Origin of the sequence: Haliea sp. (assembly GCF_040221975.1) — a bacterium.
Taxonomy (GTDB): domain Bacteria; phylum Pseudomonadota; class Gammaproteobacteria; order Pseudomonadales; family Halieaceae; genus Haliea.
In genome coordinates this window covers 90,561-109,917 of the sequence record NZ_JAVJWR010000029.1, presented here as the reverse complement: position 1 = coordinate 109,917, position 19,357 = coordinate 90,561, and the positions used below count along the sequence as shown (strand labels likewise).

Here is a 19,357-nt window from a genome sequence, read left to right as displayed (position 1 = left end):
GTTAAACGAATGAAAACTATCGGTCTTCTCGGTGGCATGACCTGGGAATCGTCAGCTCTGTATTACCGCCTGATCAATGAAGCTGTCCGAGAAATTAAAGGCAGTCTGCATTCGGCTGAATTGCTTCTCTACTCCGTAGATTTCTCGGAGATCGAGGAAATGCAGCGCACAGGAGACTGGGCCGGCGCAGGCTACCGTCTTGCTGAACGAGCCGTCGCCCTTGAACGTGCAGGCGCTGATATGTTGCTACTGTGCACAAACACGATGCACAAGGTCGCCGATACTATCAGCTCTGCGATATCCATCCCGTTTTTGCACATTGCCGAGCCAACCGGAAACGCTATTGCTGAAGCGGGGCTAACCCGTATTGCCCTGCTTGGCACAGTTTTCACAATGGAGCAGGAATTCTACAAAGGTTATCTGCAAAAGCTGTATGGTCTTGATGTCATGGTTCCCGATCTGGAGGAACGGGAAACCATTCACCGGATCATCTATGAAGAGCTCTCTCAGGGCACCGTGAGTCCATCTTCTAGAGACGCCTACCTCTCCATTATCACGCACATGGCCGATAATGGGGCGCAGGGAGTAATTCTTGGATGCACGGAGATCGGCCTCCTCGTCACTCAAAAAGATACCGCTATCCCGCTTTTCGATACAACCCGGCTTCATGCACAATTCGCCGTAAAGATGGCCTTATGTTAACCCTGAAACAGATTGAAGACGCTTCAGAACTTGTTTATCAGCATCTGGGACCAACTCCCTTATACAGTTGGCCACTACTTGCCGAAGCTGTCGGAACCGATGTTTGGATCAAGCATGAAAACCATACACCCATCGGCTGTTTCAAGCTCCGCGGTGGTTTAACCTACATTGATCAGCTCAAGCGTGCACATCCCGGTATAAAGGGCGTGATCGCACCCACCCGCGGAAATCACGGGCAGAGCATAGCTTACGCGTCGCGCGTATTCGATATTCCTGCTTTTATTATCGTTCCACATAACAACAGTGCAGAAAAGAATGAAGCCATGCGCGCCCATGGCGGTACCATTATCGAACATGGAAATGATTATCAGGAGGCGCGTGAGTTCGCCATCGCCAAAGCTGAGAATGAGGGGTTGCACATGGTGCGCTCCTTCACCCCGCAGCTGTTGATGGGGGTTGCATCCTATCCACTTGAAATCCTGCGGCAGAAACCGGACCTTGACGCTATCTACGTACCCATAGGCATGGGGTCCGGGATCAGCGCCACTCTTCTTGTCCGGGACCTGCTGAACAGCCGGACAAAGGTTATTGGAGTCGTCGCTGCAACTGCAGCCAGTTATGCCTTGTCTTTCGACGCAGGCAAAGTGGTGCCAACTGAAACCGCAAACACAGTCGCGGATGGGCTAGCCTGCCGAACGCCAGATCCTGGAGTGCTTGACCTGATCTGCAGCCGAGCGGAACGGATCGTACGTGTCACTGACGACGAGATCCTTGATGCGACAGCCCTTTTCCTCAAGACAACCCATAACCTGGCCGAGTTTTCAGGTGCCGCAGCCCTTGCAGCACTATGGCAGGAACGAAACCGGATGCGCGGGAAAAAGATTGCTGTAGTCTTGAGCGGCGGAAACCTGGACAGCTCATTGCTATCACAGCTGGCTAACCGACTGTGCTGAAAAATCATTACAGCCGGCGCGAGCCAAACACACGCCAGCCGTCACCGACAGGACAGGTTTTTGCTGTACGGCTAGGACAGATACATGTCCAGAACTTGCCCTGCCGCTAGTTCAAACTCCTGTTCAAACTTGACAACAGCACCCCGCTCGTCAACGGAAAGCGCAACCGCCTGATCGCCCTGGCTCGAAGAAACTGATACTTGAACAGCAGTTTGACCGGGTAATAGCATCAGCCGCACAGTCCTTAGTTTGAGTCGCCCCCAATGAATCTCGAATCTGGCATGCTGAACACTACCTTCCTGCTTCTGGATGAAGTTCCCCCATCCTTCAGCTGCCGAGAAAAAGGTACTGAAGCTTTCCGGCTTCAACTTGGGAGCAAAGCCGATTTCGCGACGGGGACCATCATAGTTGAATCCAGAAAGACCCAGAAGGCAGCCCCAAGCCGCCATGGATCTTGCATAATGGTCCCCGCATTCAATTTCGTTCCATGGATTATGGTGGGTGCCTTCGTAGCGCTCATCAACAGCACGCACAATGGCCAGCCCTTTCTCGACCATCCCCTCATAGAACATGTGGGCAGCTACCTGATACTCGACACCGGTCCAGACTTCATTGCGATAACGAACCGCGTTTTCACCCAGATGCTTGCTCTGGGGCCACGTACAGTTTATCAAGCCACTTTCGTCATCTCTGGCAAAGACACGTGCGGGTTCGTGAACCCTGTTCTGGCTTATCACGTTCGGTGCCCAGTTATATCGCCAAATGGCCTCAAGTGTTTTGAGTACCTGTTTACGCGGTAACAAGTGCCCGAGCCCCACCTGATGCGCCCAGTTCTGACCAAAGAGCTGGTCAGCCAAGCAACCCAAGCCCTGCTGGTTCGGATGTTTGTTGACATCCACATCTTGAATAAAGAATTCGCCATTCCATAAACGATTCACAAGGGCCCTGGAGCCCTGCTCGAATAGCCTGCGCAGTTTAATGGCATACGCATCTTCGTCCATAACCAGGGCCATTTCCTCACCCGCACGCAGTGCAGAAAGATATAGCACTCCGACAAGCGCATTCGCTCCGAAATAACTGGTGTCGTAGGTATTCTCCTGCTCTCCCTCCAGTACACCGTCGGCGTTCACGTCTTCCAGCAGCAGCCATTGCAGTGCGCGCCTTACATTGGACCAGTTGCGAGACAGGAACGCACCATCATCTGATACCAGATGTTCTCGGTAGGCCTTTAAAATCGTCCCTGCCTGACCATCCATCGCGTTTTGATTTGGGAGCCCTGACGGTACACTGGCGCGGGAAAGGATTTTTCCCGTCTCAGGGTCCATCGTCTCGCCAAAGTCCTGAAACTCGCGGACTGACCGCTCAAGCTCAGGGAATAACCGCCCCATACTCTGGGCATAATTCCATACGTGATTGCATGTCCCAGGACAACAGCCGACGCCTTCCCAACCCCAGAAACGGCCATTCCGCCACCACTGAGTTGTCTCTGTCGCGAGAACGCTATTGGTCATCGAAATCCGCTGCAACAGCCAGTATGGTAACGAAGAGTTAAAATAGCTGTCCCGGAATTTGAAGGTATCATCGTTGAGGCGGTCAAAATTCTTCGCCACATAGGCGGCTACGTCCTCGGCGCTTTCAAACCAGTTCGCATACGCATTGCCAACACGCTTACCGCCGCCAATGGGATCACCCGGTTTAGAATACCCGCCCGCATCAAGTTCACGATTTGGAAAGTACCAGGTTACCAGGAAAACCAACTCCTTCGTCTCACCGGGTTCAATTCGGGCACGGGAATGCACCGCACCGAGAGGTGCCTCATGAAGCGGCGCTGCAGCCTCGGAAATACCGCTGACACACCCGTCTCGAGACAAATGATCCAGAAGCTGCTCCAAAGTCTGTCCTCCGGCGATCGACGTGCTGGACGGCTCAAGAGCGGTCAAGGCAACGGTACCAAAGTGCCTATGCTCGGAATCAAAAGCCACCTCTTCAAGCGGAGGCACATTGGTGAAGACAATCTCATCTATATTGATCTGTCCCTTGTAGGGAACTTCACTCTGGTCGACGATTTCAATATGCGCCTGATGACCTATGTATTCTTCTACATGCCAGTACCGGGTTAGCATCCCTAGTCCAAAGCTGACACCAGCCTCGCGGCGGACCACCTTGCCATCAACCACAAGACGGATCCCCAAATGGCGGGCATCCATGCCACCGCTGACGCGCATCGTGATAAATCGTTCAGAAACCGTGAAAGACCTGGAAATCAGCCGGCCTGTCGCCCCTGCGCCACCATGGTGTGAGTTGGCAAGGTACTCGCCCTCCCAATCCGACAGGGAGAAATCAAAATCGACGCCCTCAAACAGAAAATCGGACTCCGGGTTCTGGTTTGGAAGCTCCCCTGTTGCGGGCTTGCTCCCAAATGCAGTGCCTTCCACCTTCCAGTTGTCGAAAGATCCGCCTTCAAAATTCTCGAACACAGTCTCGCGCTTCAGGGGTATGACTCTGTCCGCAGTGGCAACCGCATCCATAAGAACTGAGGGACCCGCTTCGGTTTCTTGGGTCCGGTTGCGTGCCAGTGCATTCATGATCCGCCGGTGATCCATGAAAACCGGATTCTCAAGCCATCCGGTCAGGCTGGCCTCAACCGACTTGTTCGTCCGGTTAGTGAGCTTATAGCGCAGAACTGTAACAGGGAGGGCAGAATCTTTGGTATTGAGCGGTATGAATGGAGAAAATACTTCAGCCTCTACATCAACAGGGAAGTCGTCTACGTCTTTTCGCTGGTAATCGATGGTTGCAACGGGATATTCGCCGAGGAAGCGAATGTCGTCATACCCGGTCCGGTCCAGCCTTCGCACGTCAAAGTCCCCGTTCACACCAGCCACAGATAGCGCGAAGCCTTGCGAGACTGGAGAATACGGCTCATAGGTATGATAGTTCTGCGGATAGGAACCCATCGGCGTTGCAGTCATGGGTCGCCGACCATAACCAGTGTTGTAAGTGTTGTTGGCGATAAGCCAGCTAGCAAGCGTACCGTCACCCCTGACATAGAGCTGGCCTGCGCAGATACCGCCGCAAGGCATGCCTATTGTATTCAGCGCGTCCCCACGGAAAACGCGGCGGGTCCCCTTCTCAAAAAGCGATGACACCCAGGCGGGATCGAGGTTCTTTTCTGCGGGGACGAAATGATCCACTATCGAGGGGCCTTCAGCACCGAGAGCGGAGTTCGCCATGGTCCATCCCAGCCCGCCTGCCGACATCATCGCCGCGCTCGAAGCCGTCAGCGCGGCTGACTTCATAAATGTCCGGCGACTTGCTGACGGTGCGCAGCCACACTCTGTGTCAACAATCTCCTCATTTTTGTCTTTGGATGAATCTCGTGAGTCTGTCATTTTCTCTCCATAGATTTCTTCTGAGTTGATTCCTTGAACCTCATTAACTTCAAAATCAGACCCGCGCTCAATCTTCCAAACGGTTTGATTTTCACTGTCCCGCCCACAGTACTACGGACCTATAGAATACCCCGCGACCCGAAACACGCTTCTACGGGATCAACATTAAGGAACTCGTCGACAGTTGCACTCCACTGTGTCATGTAGTATTCGTGCATATACAATGTAAAAGTCGGATCTGCTGCACTCCTGACGATGGATCTCCCAACGCCACGAACCGCTATAGTCCCTGGCCCGTTCATTTCTTTAGTCGCAACGTAGGCTGCAAAGAACTGTGGATCGATAGTACTCGTGATGTTGGGGGCGGCCGTGGTAGCTGCTGTTACAGCGGAGATAGGAAGCGGTGCAGTCTACACGCCTACACTCCTGTGTCTCAGTGGTCACAGCAATCTACTCCAAACCACCAGCCGACAGTTCTATCACTTCGGCGCCCGATACAAGCGCAATAACCTGCAAGACGATCGACACCAGGAGCGTCGAAACCAATCCACTTTTCACTACTTCTTCTGCATTTTTATCTTAAGGCGTTTTCAGCTGCGATTGTTTCGCTAGGCATCCGAAGCAGCATAATATCCAGAGCTGCTCGACCATTCTCCAGCGAAAAAAACGTGTTTCGACATTTGGATCTCTCTGTAGGCACGTATTGTCGGCCTACACAGCTGCTTCCCTCCACAGCCCCATTTCGATCAAACGTTATCAAGTGTGAAGCATATTTCATTCATCTCGACCCCAACCTATCCCATCAGGTGAAAGAACATTTGCAGTCTGTGAATTTCCTGTATTGAGAATCACATGAGTCATCGCACTTTGCGTTTTATCCTCTGGACATCGTCCAGCCTTCAAGAAGTAGCGAGAATTATGCTAATAAAATATTATGGCAGTTTGCGCGATTACATGTGCCAATCCATATAAATGTTTCTGCAACTGCGTATTAGAGCCGCCAGGTTTCTTCCTAGGCAATAGCAGTAGCTTAAGCGCCAGGGAAATGCGAATCGGCGGTTCTGCTGTATCCGTCGGGCGGTGGAAATGAATGCTTCTCGACAGCCAGATTGTCGTATATTACTGCAAGTAGTCTGGTTCGAGCAGGGGCCGGCTGTGTCCTGCACAAGGCTAGAAATGCTGGACAGTTGACGCGCCTTCGGCAACTCATAGAGCATTGAGAACGTTACGGTTCAAACGCCCAGGATAGTCAGCGCGGCATCCCCTCGACGGACAGCCTCCAAAGGAGTCCTAGTCCTTGCGAACACCATGGAATCCTCATATTCAGGGTACCAGGTGACAGGCATGACCACTCCCTCATCATGCCGAGCTATACCCACTGCGGGCTACCGGGTGCGCATAGGAGACTGCTAGTGTGGCATAGCTTATTGGTGTGCCTGGCAAAGTAGGGAGGATGGCGGTAGGCGTGCTTACGGATCATGTGTTTGCGCCTCACGTGCTCATCTTCGTTGGTCTTATCGCAACAACTGGTTGTACAGCGCTAGTTCTTTACGATCCTCAATTCTCTGCTATTGCAGCTGTTGCAATTGGATTCTCTCCTGGTGCTGAGGCTGATTCGGCGGGACTCCTCGTCGCAAAGTACTTGGGCCCAGAGTCATATGGCCGTGTCTTTGGCTGGCAATACACGGCTTTTATTATAGGCGTGGGTATAGGGCCAATCTTTATGGGAGCGTTATACGATGTTAAATGGAAAATATAATTCGGCGATTGTCATTACTATAGGTCTACTAGTCTCCGCAACTCTTTTTTTTTCAAGACTACCAAGGTGCAAGGATTAACAGTGTTTCTTTATCCGGGTGGGGTCCGTTTTTGTCGACACTCGGTGTCCGGACTGAACTGACATAATCTGCCAAGCATATTAGTTCGCTCCCAGCTTGCACCGCTGGCCCGGTGTTAGTTCAGCAGGTGCCGAGCAATGATGATGCGCTGTATCTCGCTGGTTCCCTCATAGATTGCAGTGATCCGTGCGTCTCGCGCCATGCGTTCCAGCGGGTAATCCCGCGTGTAGCCAGCGCCGCCCATCAGCTGCAGAGCACGGTAGCAGGCGCTGTTGGCTTTCTCCGAAGCAAACAGCTTTGCCATCGATGCCGCATTGCCGAATTCCTGGCCCGCATCCTTCTGCCAGGCGGCGTGTAGCAGCAGCAAGCGCGCCGCTTCCAGTTCTGTGCAGGTCTCGGCTACCTGCCACTGGATCCCCTGGAAATCGGCTATCGCCTGGCCGAATTGCTGCCGCTCGCGGATGTAATTGCGCGCGATATCCATCGCCGCCTCTGCGACTCCGAGGGCAAGTGAGCCGATACCAATCCGCCCGCCAGCGAGCTCGCCTACCGCAATGCGAAATCCCTGGTTCTCCCTGCCGAGGAGGGCGCTGGTGGGAATACGGCAGCTGTCGAAGTGGACGCTGCAGGTTGCCGAGGCTATCTGGCCCATCTTGTCCTCCGCTGTGCCGATGGTCAGGCCCGGCGTGCCGGCGTCGACCAGAAAGCAGGAAATACCTTTGCCGCGCGGACGGCTTGGATCAGTTACTGCCCATACCACGAACACGCCTGCGTAGGGCGCGCTGGTGATCCAGGCCTTTGCGCCGTCAATGACCCAGTCGTCGCCATCGCGCACGGCGCGAGTGGTCATGGCCGCCGGGTCCGAGCCGGCGCCTGTTTCAGACAGGCAGAAAGCGCCGGCTCTGAATTCACCGCTGCACAGCGGCGGGAGGTAGCGGGCGCGCTGCTCTTCATTGCCAATTGCCTGGATCACCTCCGCGACCATGTTGGTTACCGACACTGTCACCGCGGTGGCAGCGCAGGCGCGCGCCAGCTCTGTGATTGCGAGGCTGAAGCTCACTGTGCCCGCGGCTGTGCCGCCGTACGCGCTGTCAATGTTGAGGCCCATAAAGCCGAGACTGGCGAGTTCGCGCAGGTTTTCGAGAAAGACATCCTGTTGTTCGCCGCGGTCTAGTGCCGCCGCGATCGGCGCGAGCCGCTCGCCGGCAAAACGGCTGGCGGTATCTTTGATCGCCTGTTGTTCTTCGGAAAATGTAAAATCCATGGACTACTCCACTTCGAGGGTCAGGGTCCAGGCCCGCTGATCGCGACGGGCGCCGTACTGAATGCCTGTCAGGGCATCCTGCAGGGCGCTGGCAACGGGGCCAGCGCGTTCGTCGTTGATGACATGTCTTCGCCAAGATAGCCAAGTCGGCCAACCGGCGCGATTACCGCAGCCGAGCCGCATTCGAACACCTCCGTGATGGCGCCGCTGTCGATATCTACCAGCACCTGCGTGATGTCGATCTCGGTTTCGGTTACATCGAAGCCGAGCTCCGGCGAGCTCCAGAACCGGGTCCCGAGTGATGCCCGCGAGAATGCTGCCGCTCAGCGCGGGTGTGATGCTGAGCTTGCCGTTATAGACGAAGCAGATGTTCGTGGCCCCGGCTTGCTCCACGTAGTGTCCGTGAATCGCATCTAGCCAGAGGATCTGGTTGTAGCCACTGTGCGAGGGGGTTTCAATCATGGACAAAATGGCGGCGTAAGTGCCGCCGGTTTCCGCCTCGCCCACACCGCCGCGCACGGCGCGACGCTTGCTTTCGGAAACGAGCACTGCGATTGGCTCGAAACCGGGATTAAAGTAAGAGCCCACCGGGCTCGTGATAATGAAATGCAGGCATTCGGCACTCGCCCCCAGCCCGAGCTTCGGACTGCTGGCAATCATCGCCGGTCGTATATACAGCGAGCTCCCCCGCGTCGCCGGTACCCAGCGTGCGTCCAGCGTCACCAGGCGGCGTAACACTTCCAGGTGCAGGTTCTCATCGGCGGTCGGCATGACCATGCGCCCATCCGACGCGTTGAAGCGGCGGTAGTTTTCAAGAGGGCGAAACATATGATCCGCGACAGCGGCACCAAATACCGGCACCTCTGGCAGCCTGCCCCGATCGGATTCAGGCAGTGGAATGGTAGTAACCTCGCCGTGCATGATCCTGCTTCCTAGGCGTGAAGCGCGCGGCCAAGACCGCCAAGTGCGGCCTCAGCGATGCCTTCGCCCAGAGACGGGTGGGTGTGGATTGTACCCGCGAGATCTTCGAGGCGGGTACCCATCTCGAGGGCGAGGCCGAACTCTCCTGCCAGCTCCGCGATATGGGTGCCGACGGCTTGTATGCCGAGCACCAGATGATTGTCCTTGCGGGCGACGATACGCACGAACCCTCCGTCGTCGCCGGCGCCCATGGCCAGCGCCCGGCCAATGGCGAGAAAGGGATGTTTTGCGACGATGATGTCGTGACCCGTTGCTTGAGCGGCCTCCGGCGAGAGTCCGACGCTGACGATCTCAGGTTCCGTGAAGCAGATGGCGGGAATGCAGGCGGGCTCGAAGCGACCACGCTGCCCCGCAATGATCTCGGCGACCAGGCTGCCCTGGGCTGAGGCCCGATGTGCCAGCTGCGGCTCCCCCGTGATGTCGCCGACAGCCCAGACGTTGTGCATGGAGGTGTGGCAGCGCGCATCGATGCGGACGAAATCTCCCTCGCGGTCCACGCAGAGGTTCTCGAACCCCCAGCCGTCGTAGCGCGGCTTGCGGCCTATGTTGACCAGTGTGTAGTCGGCTGTCAGATCGATGTCCTCGCCGCCCACAGCAGTGTGCAGGGTGACGCCATCGGTCGTCTCGGTGCAGCCGCGCAGCGTCGCGCCGACGTGTGATGTTACGCCGTGGCGGTCCAGCCATGCAGCCACCGGCCGTGTCAGCTCTTCATCATAGCCCGGCAGTATTCGCTCCTGGGCTTCTAGTAAGATGACTTCGCTGCCAAGTTTGCGAAAGGCGATACCGAGCTCAAGCCCGATGTAGCCCGCCCCCACGATCGCCAGACGGCGGGGCACCTCGGTCAACCCCAGAGCTGCGGTGGAGTCCAGTATACGGCTCGAAAAGGGCAGCTCCGGTAGCTCGCGCGGCTCGGCACCGGTGGCCAGGATCACATGTTCAGCATGCACCTGCAGTGGTTCTCCATCGCCTGTGACTTCGCAGGTCTTGCCATCGAGAAAGCGAGCCCAGCCATGCAGTCGGCGCACATGGCTCTTCTTCAGCAGCCCTTCGACCCCGCGGCCAAGCCGGTTAACGACCCCGTCTTTCCAGTCCTGGAAGGTGGACATGTCCATTTGGGGTGCGCTGGGCAGGCGAATCCCGAAGCGCACAGCCGCGTGCGCAGAGCTGGCGGCGGCGAACTCCCCGGCCGCGTGGATCAGCGCCTTGGAGGGGATACAGCCGCGTGTCAGGCAGGTTCCGCCGGCGCTGCCGGCGTCGACAATCACCGTGTCCAAACCCAGCTGTCCGGCGCGGATGGCCGCGACGTAGCCACCGGGCCCGGCACCGACGACAAGTACCTGGCAATTGATCGTGTGCATGTCAGTCCTCCAGGAATAGCTCGGCGGGGTTCTCAAGCAGGTCTTTCAGGAAGTGAATGAATTGCGTCGCCTCCCAGCCATCAATGATGCGGTGATCGAACGACGATGACAGGTTCATCATGTCCCTCGGCGTAAACTCGTGTCCGGACCAGACCGGACGTTTTTCGACTTTGTTGATGCCGACGATAGCGACCTCCGGTGCATTGATTACCGGTGTCGTGGCAATGCCGCCGTAGGGTCCCAGGCTCGACAGGGTCAAGGTGGAACCGGTCAGCTCCTCCCGCGTGGCGCGTCCGGCGCGCGCGGCATCCGAGAGGCGTCGGAGTTCGCCGGCGAGTTCGCGGAGAGAACGCATTTCGGCGTGCTGTACAACCGTGACCATGAGCCCACGGTCTGTCTGGGTTGCGATGCCAGCGTGCAGTGCGGCGTAGCGGCGCACCACGTTTGCCTCGTCGTCAAAACGCGCATTGATTGCCGGAAATGCCTCGATGGCCCTGACCAGCCCGCGAATGATGAAGGGGAGCAGAGTGAGTCGCGGTTCACCTTCGCGACAACGCTTGTTCAGGCGTTCGCGCAGGCGCTGCAGCTCGGTCACGTCCACGGCCTCGACATAGCTGTAATGTGGGATACGCTGCATCGTGCTCTGCATGCGTCGGGCGATTTCCGCGCGCAAACCGGTCACAGGAATTTCTTCGACGCGCGAATCCGGCTGGCGAGTTTGACCGACAACCGCCGTGCTGCTGCCGCCGGCGAAGTGCCGGTCGAGGTCTTCGTGGAGAATCCGGCCCGCGGCTCCAGAACCGGAGATGCGGCGCAGATCAATACCCGCCTCTCTGCCTCGCTGGCGTACGGCCGGGGATGCCAATGGCCGTTCGCCTTCCGGGCGCAGCTGTGGGTGCCGGCTTGCCGGCTCGGCCGCGATCGCTGGCGATGCAGTCAAAGAGAGCGACTCCGCTGGGCTCCCGTGGTTCACTGGTGCCACTGCGGGCTCGGTCTCTGGTTCTCCCGCGCTCGCCACTGCGCTTTCGGCTGTAGCGGTACGCTCGGTCACGGCAGTATTTCCGTCTCCGTCGACCTCAAGAATAATGAGATCGGCCCCGACCGCCATGATCGTCCCGGCACTTGCGCCCAGCCAGGTAATTGTGCCATCAACAGGGGACGGAATTTCCACGGCCGCTTTATCGGTCATGACGACGCAGAGCACGTCATCCTCGGCGACGCTGTCGCCCTCGCTGACCTGCCACTCGGTGATCTCGACTTCGGCGATACCTTCGCCGACATCAGGCATCTTGATCAGGTGCTGACCCACGACTTAATCCTCCATGGCCCGGCGGAGTCCGGCAGCTACGCGCTCCGCACCGGGGAAATAGGCCCATTCCTGGGCGTGGGGGTAGGGGGTGTCCCAGCCGGTAATGCGCAGTATCGGCGCCTCCAGGTGGAAGAAGCAGCGCTCCTGGACAATGGAGACCAGCTCAGCGCCAAAGCCGCAGGTGCGAGTGGCTTCGTGAAGCACCATACAGCGGCCTGTCTTGGCCACCGACTGGCTGATCGCCTCCTCGTCCAGGGGCAGCAGCGTGCGCAGGTCGACGACCTCTGCGTCGATGCCGGTAGCCTCGGCCGCGGCGATCGCGACATGGACCATGGTGCCATAGGTGAGCACTGTGATCTCGGCGCCAGCTCTAGCGATCGCGGCCTTGCCCAGTTCCACGCGGTAGTGTCCCTCCGGGACCTCGCTGGCGGGGTGTTTTGACCAGGGTGTTACCGGGCGGTCGTGATAGCCCTCAAACGGACCGTTGTAGAGGCGCTTGGGTTCCAGAAAGATAACCGGGTCATCGTCTTCGATGGCGGCGATGAGCAATCCCTTGGCATCCCGTGGCGTCGACGGCATGACCGTCTTCAGGCCAGCAACATGCGTGAACAGGGCTTCCGGGCTCTGGCTGTGCGTCTGACCGCCATAAATACCGCCGCCGCAGGGCGCGCGCACGGTGAGCGGCGCATTGAATTCTCCCGAAGAGCGGTAGCGCAGGCGCGCCGCTTCAGAGGCAATCTGGTCAAAGGCGGGCAGTATATAGTCGGCAAACTGAATCTCTGGTACCGGGCGCAGGCCATAGGCGCCCATACCCACAGCAGCACCGATGATGCCGAGCTCGCAAATGGGCGCGTCGAAGACACGATTGCTGCCGTACTTCTTCTGCAGGCCATCGGTGGCCCGAAAGACGCCGCCGAAGTAGCCGACGTCCTCACCGAAAACCACAACGTTGTCGTCGTCCCCGAGTTTGATGTCGAGAGCGTCGCGAATGGCTTCGATCATGTTCATGGTTGCCATATCAGATACCCAACTCCTGCCGCTGCCGTCGCAGGTGCTGCGGCATATCTTTATAGACGTGATTAAACATTTCGGCTGTGCTCGGTGCAGGCCCCTTGCCCAGGGTGCCCTTCACCTCGGCGGCTTTTGCCGCGGCCTTCACTTCTGCGGTCAGCTCAACACGGAGCGTCGCGTGTCGCTCGTCGTCCCAGCATCCCCGTCGGATCAGGTGTTGTTTCAGACGCTCAATCGGGTCGCCCAACGGCCAGGCGGCGAGCTCGTCCAATGGCCGGTAGCGACTGGGATCATCGGACGTGGAGTGGGCGGCGGCGCGGTAGGTAACCCATTCAATCAACGTCGGCCCCAAATTGGCCCGGGCGCGGTCAATGGCCCATCGAGAGGCGGCGTACACAGCCAGGAAGTCATTCCCGTCGACACGCAATGAGGGGATGTTGAAGCCGTGACCACGGCAGGCAAAGTTCGCCGCCTCGCCGCCCGCGAGACCCTGGAATGAGGAGATTGCCCATTGGTTATTGACCACGTTGAGCACCACCGGGGGCCGGTAGACCGAAGCGAAGACCAATCCCGCGTGAAAATCGCTTTCTGCCGTTGATCCATCACCAATCCAGCCCGAGGCGATGCGGTCGTTACCTTTGATAGCAGAAGCCATGGCCCAGCCAACGGCCTGGATAAACTGTGTGGCAAGGTTGCCGGAAATGGAAAAGAAGCCGTGTTCCCGCTCGGAGTAGAAAAAGGGGAGAGAACGTCCACCGAGCTTGTCGCCCGCGTTGCTGTAGATCTGGCAGATCATCTCCTCCATAGGGAAATCCTGTGCAATGAGCAGTCCCTGCTGACGATAGGTTGGGAAACACATATCACCCGCTTCCAGGGCCAGACGCTGGGCACAGGCGATCGCCTCTTCTCCTCGACACTGCACGTAGATGGAGGTTTTCCCCTGCCGCTGAGCCATGAGCATGCGTTCGTCGAAAATCCGGGTCTTTTCCATTGCCCGCAAGCCGCGGAGCAGGATGTCGTCGCTAAGCGAAGGCATCCAGTCGCCCTGCGGATCGCCGACATCATCCAGCACGCGGACCAGGCCGAAAGCGAGATCTCGCATATCCTCAGGCTGGCAGTCGATTGGTGGCCGACGCACCTCGCCGGGTTGAGAGACCGCCAGATAGTCGAAGTCCGGGGCCTGACCGGGGCGAGCTTTCGGCTCCGGCACATGCAGACTGAGGGGTGTGGGTTGGGACATACGTCGGCGGACCTTCTGATACTGATTCAGGCGCTAAAGTAGCACCGGTCACGCAGGCATGTCCTACCATATTATCGTGCCAATGTGGTTATTATTGGCACAATAGGTAACTATTTAGTGTTATATTGGTGATCTATGTTAATAATTAGCGATCGGGTGTTCTTGTGACCCGAATAAGGTTGGGCGCGACCGGGAGCCGAGGCGATGACCGTACACAAACTGGATAACATTGACCGGAAGATACTTGAGGCGCTGCAGCATGATGCAAGCCTCAGCAATGCAGAGCTTGCTGAACGGATTTGTCTGTCGCCCTCGCCCTGTTCCCGGCGCGTACGCATTCTGGAGGAGCAGGGTTTTTTTCGCGGCAGGGTGACTCTCGTCGACCCGGCGCGCGTTGGCCTTCCGGTAAGCGTATTCCTGCATGTCACGCTGGACCAGCCGGTGAAGAAAAACCTGAAACATTTTGAGACCAAAGTCAGCGCCTGGCCCGAGGTGATGGAGTGCTACCTGATGACCGGAGATTTCGATTACCTTTTGCGGGTTGCCGTGCCGGATCTGGCCGCCTACCAACGATTCCTCGAAGACAAACTAACGGGTGTAAAGGGCGTTAGCAGTATTCGCAGCAGCTTCTCCTTGAAGCAGGTTCAGTACCGTACGGCACTGCCCTTGGGTCATCTGGGGGAAGAAGCACTGGACACAGAACAGCTATGAACTCGGTTGCCAATCCGCACCAGATTGAGTCGCCAGACTTTTGCTCATCGACACACCCATGTGGGACACATCGTCCGCTGGATGCGGAACTGGGCAGATAGATCCAACAGAAGGTGAACTTTGGCTATGCCCATCACTTCCGTCCTCTGCCGCTGAAAGCCTTTTCACCCCGCTCATTATGGCCGTGCAGAATGAAGTATGCCCAGTCCTCCATCAGCCGACGCCTCTTGTCAATCAGCTCCCTTCGAGCGTAAGCGGCACGAGTACGGTTGCTGTGGACGTGAGCCAGGGCAAGCTCCAGCACTTCCTAGACGTAGCCAATGTGCTCCTGGGCCCTTGTCCGGAATGTAGCGCGGAACCCATGGGCCGTCACATAATGCCCCATCGCTTTGGGTACCTTGCTTACTGCAAAGTCAGAGACCGGCTTGCCGGTACGGGGACCGGGAAAGGCGTATTCATTTAAACGGGGTTGGGATTTCAGCAGCTTTATCGTCACCGAGGTCAATGGCACCGTGTGGGTTTTGCCGCCCTTCATCCGCTCGCCCGGAAAGATCCACAGCAGGGCTTTCAAGTCGATCTCATCCCAAGTTGCGCCCCTGGCCTCCCCGGGGCGGGCCGCTGTCAGGATAAGGAACTGTAGGACGCTGCCCCACTGTGAACTGCGAGGCCAATCTGCGCCAGAAGTCGGGCATGTCATCCACGGGGAGCGCGCTGTGGTGCTTCCGCTTGGCCACCTTGTGTCCGGCAGAGAAGATCAGGTCGAGATTGCCTTTCAATCGGGCCGGGTTATCGCCGGTCCTCAGCCCCTTGACCCCGGCGAGGTCTAACACGCGCTCTGTGTGCAAGCGGACCCGGCTAGCCGTTTCATGCTTGGTGGTCCAGATGGGTTCCAACCGCTTGACGATATGAGCCCGCTCATTATCCGTCACCACCATGCGACCGATGGTTGGGTAGGCATAGGTCTCAATTTGCTGAGTGAGTTTGTAGACTTGCTTTGCGCTTTTGAATTCGCCAGATTTCTTGGCTATGTACTACTTCGCCACGTCGCTGAAAGTGACGGCCTTGGCCTGTTCGGCAATCAGGGCAGATTTTAGGACCCTGCGCTCTGCCACGGACCTATCCATTTCCAGACCCAAACACCTGATTATTACTATAATAACAACATAAAAGGTGAGATACGGTGATAAAGCGTGAAACAGGCCATGACATCGGAATTCGTTTTTCTCCTGTTTTTATCAGGTTTTTGAGACAAATTGCGATTGCATGATATTGCGCCGGGGCTGTGGCCTCCGGTACCAAACACTCTCACGCGGCAGCCCAGCGCGTGCCGGCCCATATGCGCAAGATTGCGGAACGTCGGGTGGCCGGTTGCGAGTTGGTTCCAGCCTGTCTACCCTTGTACATTCTGTCACAGTCAGATCAATGGTCAGGAGGTACGCTCGCGCCTGACCGAGAATTGATCGTTTTCCGCTACAGTCATTAATAGAACCAACTGCCGCTCTCTACAGCCAGGATCGTCAACGACTACCGAACGCACAGGAGAAAGGATTTGCAAGAATTCGCAACTCTCTGGCATGAAGCAGCCATCACCAGCCTGGGCTTTTTCTGGATGGCCCTGTGGGCTTTCGTTCTCGGCTATATCATCAGCAGCCTTATTCAGGTCCTGATCACTCGCAGCCGAATGCAGCAGGCGATGGGCAAGGATGGAGTCCGCAGCATCGCCCTGGGCACCTTTTTTGGCTTCCTCTCCAGTTCCTGCAGTTTTTCCGCCCTGGCGACCACCCGCGCTATTTTCAACAAGGGTGCGGGCCTGGCGCCCTCCCTTGCATTCATGCTGGCCTCAACCAATCTGGTCATTGAACTGGGCATGGTGATAACCATCTTTCTTGGCTGGCAATTCGTGGTAGGGGAATACGTTGGCGGCATCCTGCTGATCCTGGTGACCTGGCTGCTGGTTCGAATAACGCGGCCTCGTCGACTGGAAGCCCATGCACGCAGAAAAATGGATGATGGTGACGCGGAAGCCGACGGCGGCGATAAAAGCTGGAAGGAGAAAATCACCAGCAGGGAGGGCTGGCAGGGGGGGCTAGCCATACCGCTGCTCTAGAGCAGTAGTTAAAACCTGCCGATGGAGAACCAACGGTACAAGGGGACCAAATGAAACTTTTCTGCCTGGGCTTGTCAGCTCTGCTCCTGTCGTCATGTGCCCGCTCTGCTCAGTCAGCTACATTCGATCAGCAGGTTGAAGCTCTTCTCAGGCCACTGGCCAATGGGCTGGCAGATGTTGTGTTCTACCCTGTTGAGCTGTTCGGTCAACCCTTCCCGCTGATCGTGCTGTGGCTTGCCACAGCAGCGATTTTCTTTACGTTCTATATGGGTTTCATCAACATTCGCGGGTTCGGTCTCGCATTGCGCCACGTGCGCGGGCACTTCCACAATCCGAAGGCGCGCGGTGAGATATCGCATTTCCAGGCGGTGGCCACTGCAGTATCGGGCACTGTCGGTATCGGCAACATCGGAGGTGTGGCGGTCGCGATTGTGATCGGCGGTCCGGGGGCGGCATTCTGGCTGATCGTGGCCGGTTTTCTATCGATGTCGACCAAACTGGTGGAGTGCACTCTGGGGGTCAAATACCGCCGGCACAATCCTGACGGCTCCGTATCCGGCGGACCGATGTATTACCTCGAGCGCTATCTTGCGGATCGCCAGCTCCCGCGCCTGGGGAAATGTCTGGGGAGCTTTTACGCGCTGTCCCTGGTAATCGGCTGCCTGGGGATTGGGAACATGTTTCAATCCAACCAGGCCTATGTACAGTTTGTTGTCATCACCGGTGGGGAGCAAAGTTTTTTTGCAGACAAGGGCTGGCTTTTTGGGCTCGCGATCGCCGCCGCTGTAGGGCTGGTGATTGTGGGTGGAATTCGCTCCATTGCCAGGGTGGCGGCACATATTGTGCCTTTTATGGGCGTTCTCTATGTAGTGTCTGCCGTCATTATTATTGCAATGAGCTACCAACAGGTGCCCGGGGCAATCCAATTGATCCTGAGTAGTGCCTTCAATATGGAAAGCGTAACGGGCGGCATGGTAGGTGCAATCATTGTAGGTTTTCAGCGCGCTCTGTTCTCGAATGAGGCAGGCATTGGTTCCGCCTCTATCGCCCACTCTGCAGTGCAGACGAACAACCCGGCTTCCGAAGGCCTGGTCTCCCTGTTGGAACCATTCATCGATACAGTCGTTATCTGCACCCTCAGCTCACTGGTCATTGTGACCACCGCCTATCCCTTCGGCATCATGGACAGCGGGCTGGAGGGCATCGCACTGACCTCCGCTGCCTTTGAACATCACGTCAGCTGGGCGCCCTACCCCCTCGCACTGGCGGCCCTGCTGTTCGCTTTCTCCACGAGTATTTCGTGGTCGTATTACGGACTGAAAGGCTGGACCTATCTGTTCGGTGAGGGGGCTCTTACACAGATGATCTTCAAGGGCGTGTTCTGCGCCTTCATCGCCCTGGGTTGCATGATCCAGCTGGCAGCCGTACTGGATTTCTCCGACGCTATGATATTCCTGATCGCCATTCCCAACATTCTTGGTCTCTATCTGTTCGCGCCTGAGGTCAAGCGGGACGTAAACGACTACATACGCCGCATTCGCGCAGGAGAAGTGCATCTCAACGGCAACTGAGCTGCCCTAGTAGGGCTTATCGCCATCAATCGTAATCCGCTGCATGCGTCGATGGTGGGGAAAGTAGTCATTGACCGGCTTGTGCTGAGTGCTGCGATTATCCCAGATTGCAATGCTGTGCGGTTCCCAGCTGAAGCGCACCGTGTACTCCGGTGTCTTGATGTGCTCGTACAGAAATTCGAGGATCGCGCGACTCTCTGCCGGGCGCATGCCCTCGATATGTGTCGTAAACAGGGAGTTCACAAAAATCACTTTCTTGCCGGTTTCCGGGTGAGTGCGAATCACGGGATGCCTTACTGGCGGATTGGCAGTCACCGCATCCGCCAGCCGCTCCCGACCGCCGGGCTCCGCCAGGCTTTCCTTGAAACCGTACGCGAAGTCGTGCACGGCACTCAGGCCCTCAAGAAACTTCTGCATGTGCAGTGACAGGCCTTCATAAGCTGCAGTCATGCTCGCCCACAGGGTGTCGCCACCCTTGGGTGGCACGATAACCGACCTCAGTACCGTACCCAGCGGCGGGTGCTGCCGGAACGTCATGTCAGAATGCCATGCCTCGATCCTGGTGGGCTTGTCCGGCGTGCTCTCGAGGATGGTGATTTCCGGAAATCCGTCAATGGTGGCGTAGGCCGGGTGTGTCTGCAGGGGACCAAAGGTGAGCGCCAGGGCTTTCTGGCGGGCCGGGCTGATATCCTGGTTACGGAAGAAAACGACCTCGTATTCGTTGAGTACATTGCGCAAGCGCAATATGTCCTCATTGCCCAGGTCCTGCGAAAGGTCCATTCCCCTGATCTCTGCGCCGAGCGAGCCGGCCATCGGCTTGATGTCTAGCATTGCCATATCCCCCAGAATTGCGCCGTCGATTCTAGCACCGGCGCGCGCGACTGGCGATTCACTTTGCGCGTTTCGGACCTACCTGCTGG

General features: G+C 57.2%; 16 protein-coding genes. 6 read left to right on the top strand and 10 right to left on the bottom strand.

Features of this window, described 5'->3' with window-relative positions:
* Positions 1-9 precede the first annotated feature (9 nt).
* On the top strand, positions 10-702 hold the full coding sequence (locus RLO07_RS12450; protein ID WP_350132490.1) for an aspartate/glutamate racemase family protein: 693 nt from the start codon (positions 10-12) through the stop codon (positions 700-702).
* Positions 696-1,655 (top strand): threonine dehydratase, encoded by a 960-nt coding sequence (locus RLO07_RS12445; RefSeq protein WP_350132487.1) that lies wholly within the window; start codon positions 696-698, stop codon positions 1,653-1,655. The genes RLO07_RS12450 and RLO07_RS12445 overlap by 7 nt, the downstream gene beginning before the upstream one ends.
* Positions 1,656-1,726: 71 nt before the next feature.
* On the opposite strand, the gene RLO07_RS12440 is transcribed toward RLO07_RS12445, so the two are convergent.
* Positions 1,727-4,954, bottom strand: a complete 3,228-nt coding sequence (locus RLO07_RS12440) for a GH116 family glycosyl hydrolase (RefSeq protein ID WP_462292479.1) — start codon at positions 4,952-4,954, stop codon at positions 1,727-1,729.
* A gap of 1,546 nt (positions 4,955-6,500) precedes the next feature.
* Between RLO07_RS12440 and RLO07_RS12435 the strand changes: the two genes are divergently transcribed.
* Positions 6,501-6,806 carry an MFS transporter gene (locus RLO07_RS12435; protein WP_462292478.1) on the top strand — a complete coding sequence of 102 codons (306 nt, stop codon included), beginning with the start codon at positions 6,501-6,503 and terminating at the stop codon, positions 6,804-6,806.
* Between the two features lie 194 nt (positions 6,807-7,000).
* Here RLO07_RS12435 and RLO07_RS12430 read toward each other — a convergent pair whose 3' ends face one another.
* The 6 genes from RLO07_RS12430 to RLO07_RS12405 are packed head-to-tail and all read right to left on the bottom strand — an operon-like array spanning position 7,001 to position 14,048.
* The gene (locus RLO07_RS12430; RefSeq protein ID WP_462292477.1) at positions 7,001-8,149 is read right to left on the bottom strand and encodes an acyl-CoA dehydrogenase family protein; all 1,149 of its coding nucleotides are present in this window, start codon (positions 8,147-8,149) and stop codon (positions 7,001-7,003) included.
* Positions 8,150-8,152: 3 nt separating this feature from the next.
* Positions 8,153-9,070: an aminotransferase class IV gene (locus tag RLO07_RS12425; protein WP_462292476.1), complete on the bottom strand. Its 918-nt coding sequence runs from the start codon at positions 9,068-9,070 to the stop codon at positions 8,153-8,155.
* 11 nt (positions 9,071-9,081) lie between these two features.
* Positions 9,082-10,524 carry a dihydrolipoyl dehydrogenase gene (gene lpdA, locus RLO07_RS12420; protein WP_462292475.1) on the bottom strand — a complete coding sequence of 481 codons (1,443 nt, stop codon included), beginning with the start codon at positions 10,522-10,524 and terminating at the stop codon, positions 9,082-9,084.
* A complete protein-coding gene (locus RLO07_RS12415; RefSeq protein WP_462292474.1) occupies positions 10,490-11,797 on the bottom strand; it encodes a dihydrolipoamide acetyltransferase family protein in 1,308 nt (435 codons plus the stop codon). The genes lpdA and RLO07_RS12415 overlap by 35 nt, the downstream gene beginning before the upstream one ends.
* Positions 11,798-11,800: 3 nt before the next feature.
* Complete coding sequence (locus RLO07_RS12410) at positions 11,801-12,814, bottom strand: alpha-ketoacid dehydrogenase subunit beta (RefSeq protein WP_462292473.1); 1,014 nt, start codon at positions 12,812-12,814, stop codon at positions 11,801-11,803.
* Between the two features lies 1 nt (position 12,815).
* Positions 12,816-14,048 (bottom strand): thiamine pyrophosphate-dependent enzyme, encoded by a 1,233-nt coding sequence (locus tag RLO07_RS12405; protein WP_462292472.1) that lies wholly within the window; start codon positions 14,046-14,048, stop codon positions 12,816-12,818.
* Between the two features lie 204 nt (positions 14,049-14,252).
* Here RLO07_RS12405 and RLO07_RS12400 point away from each other — a divergent pair, with 204 nt between their 5' ends.
* Positions 14,253-14,759, top strand: a complete 507-nt coding sequence (locus tag RLO07_RS12400) for an Lrp/AsnC family transcriptional regulator (protein WP_462292471.1) — start codon at positions 14,253-14,255, stop codon at positions 14,757-14,759.
* A 307-nt stretch (positions 14,760-15,066) separates the two neighbouring features.
* On the opposite strand, the gene RLO07_RS12395 is transcribed toward RLO07_RS12400, so the two are convergent.
* Both RLO07_RS12395 and RLO07_RS12390 read right to left on the bottom strand, forming a co-directional pair.
* Entirely contained in the window at positions 15,067-15,456 is a 390-nt protein-coding gene (locus RLO07_RS12395; RefSeq protein ID WP_462292470.1) for a tyrosine-type recombinase/integrase, read from the bottom strand.
* Positions 15,338-15,787 (bottom strand): phage integrase central domain-containing protein, encoded by a 450-nt coding sequence (locus RLO07_RS12390; RefSeq protein WP_462292517.1) that lies wholly within the window; start codon positions 15,785-15,787, stop codon positions 15,338-15,340. Before RLO07_RS12390 ends, RLO07_RS12395 begins: the two co-directional genes overlap by 119 nt.
* 521 nt (positions 15,788-16,308) lie before the next feature.
* Here RLO07_RS12390 and RLO07_RS12385 point away from each other — a divergent pair.
* The gene (locus tag RLO07_RS12385) at positions 16,309-16,866 is read left to right on the top strand and encodes a permease (RefSeq protein ID WP_462292469.1); all 558 of its coding nucleotides are present in this window, start codon (positions 16,309-16,311) and stop codon (positions 16,864-16,866) included.
* Positions 16,867-16,916: 50 nt separating this feature from the next.
* Positions 16,917-18,437 carry an alanine/glycine:cation symporter family protein gene (locus tag RLO07_RS12380; protein WP_462292468.1) on the top strand — a complete coding sequence of 507 codons (1,521 nt, stop codon included), beginning with the start codon at positions 16,917-16,919 and terminating at the stop codon, positions 18,435-18,437.
* Positions 18,438-18,443: 6 nt separating this feature from the next.
* On the opposite strand, the gene tauD is transcribed toward RLO07_RS12380, so the two are convergent.
* Positions 18,444-19,268: a taurine dioxygenase gene (tauD, locus tag RLO07_RS12375; RefSeq protein WP_462292467.1), complete on the bottom strand. Its 825-nt coding sequence runs from the start codon at positions 19,266-19,268 to the stop codon at positions 18,444-18,446.
* Between the last annotated feature and the right edge of the window lie 89 nt (positions 19,269-19,357).

Bases quoted from the DNA above. Each gene is read 5' to 3' on its own strand.
- RLO07_RS12430 (WP_462292477.1), bottom strand. From the start codon at position 8,149: ATGGATTTTACATTTTCCGAAGAACAACAGGCGATCAAAGATACCGCC.
- RLO07_RS12395 (WP_462292470.1), bottom strand. From the start codon at position 15,456: ATGACATGCCCGACTTCTGGCGCAGATTGGCCTCGCAGTTCACAGTGG.
- RLO07_RS12380 (WP_462292468.1), top strand. From the start codon at position 16,917: ATGAAACTTTTCTGCCTGGGCTTGTCAGCTCTGCTCCTGTCGTCATGT.
- tauD (WP_462292467.1), bottom strand. From the start codon at position 19,268: ATGCTAGACATCAAGCCGATGGCCGGCTCGCTCGGCGCAGAGATCAGG.
- RLO07_RS12450 (WP_350132490.1), top strand. From the start codon at position 10: ATGAAAACTATCGGTCTTCTCGGTGGCATGACCTGGGAATCGTCAGCT.
- RLO07_RS12435 (WP_462292478.1), top strand. From the start codon at position 6,501: ATGGCGGTAGGCGTGCTTACGGATCATGTGTTTGCGCCTCACGTGCTC.
- RLO07_RS12440 (WP_462292479.1), bottom strand. From the start codon at position 4,954: ATGAAGTCAGCCGCGCTGACGGCTTCGAGCGCGGCGATGATGTCGGCA.
- RLO07_RS12425 (WP_462292476.1), bottom strand. From the start codon at position 9,070: ATGCACGGCGAGGTTACTACCATTCCACTGCCTGAATCCGATCGGGGC.
- RLO07_RS12410 (WP_462292473.1), bottom strand. From the start codon at position 12,814: ATGGCAACCATGAACATGATCGAAGCCATTCGCGACGCTCTCGACATC.
- RLO07_RS12445 (WP_350132487.1), top strand. From the start codon at position 696: ATGTTAACCCTGAAACAGATTGAAGACGCTTCAGAACTTGTTTATCAG.
- RLO07_RS12405 (WP_462292472.1), bottom strand. From the start codon at position 14,048: ATGTCCCAACCCACACCCCTCAGTCTGCATGTGCCGGAGCCGAAAGCT.
- RLO07_RS12400 (WP_462292471.1), top strand. From the start codon at position 14,253: ATGACCGTACACAAACTGGATAACATTGACCGGAAGATACTTGAGGCG.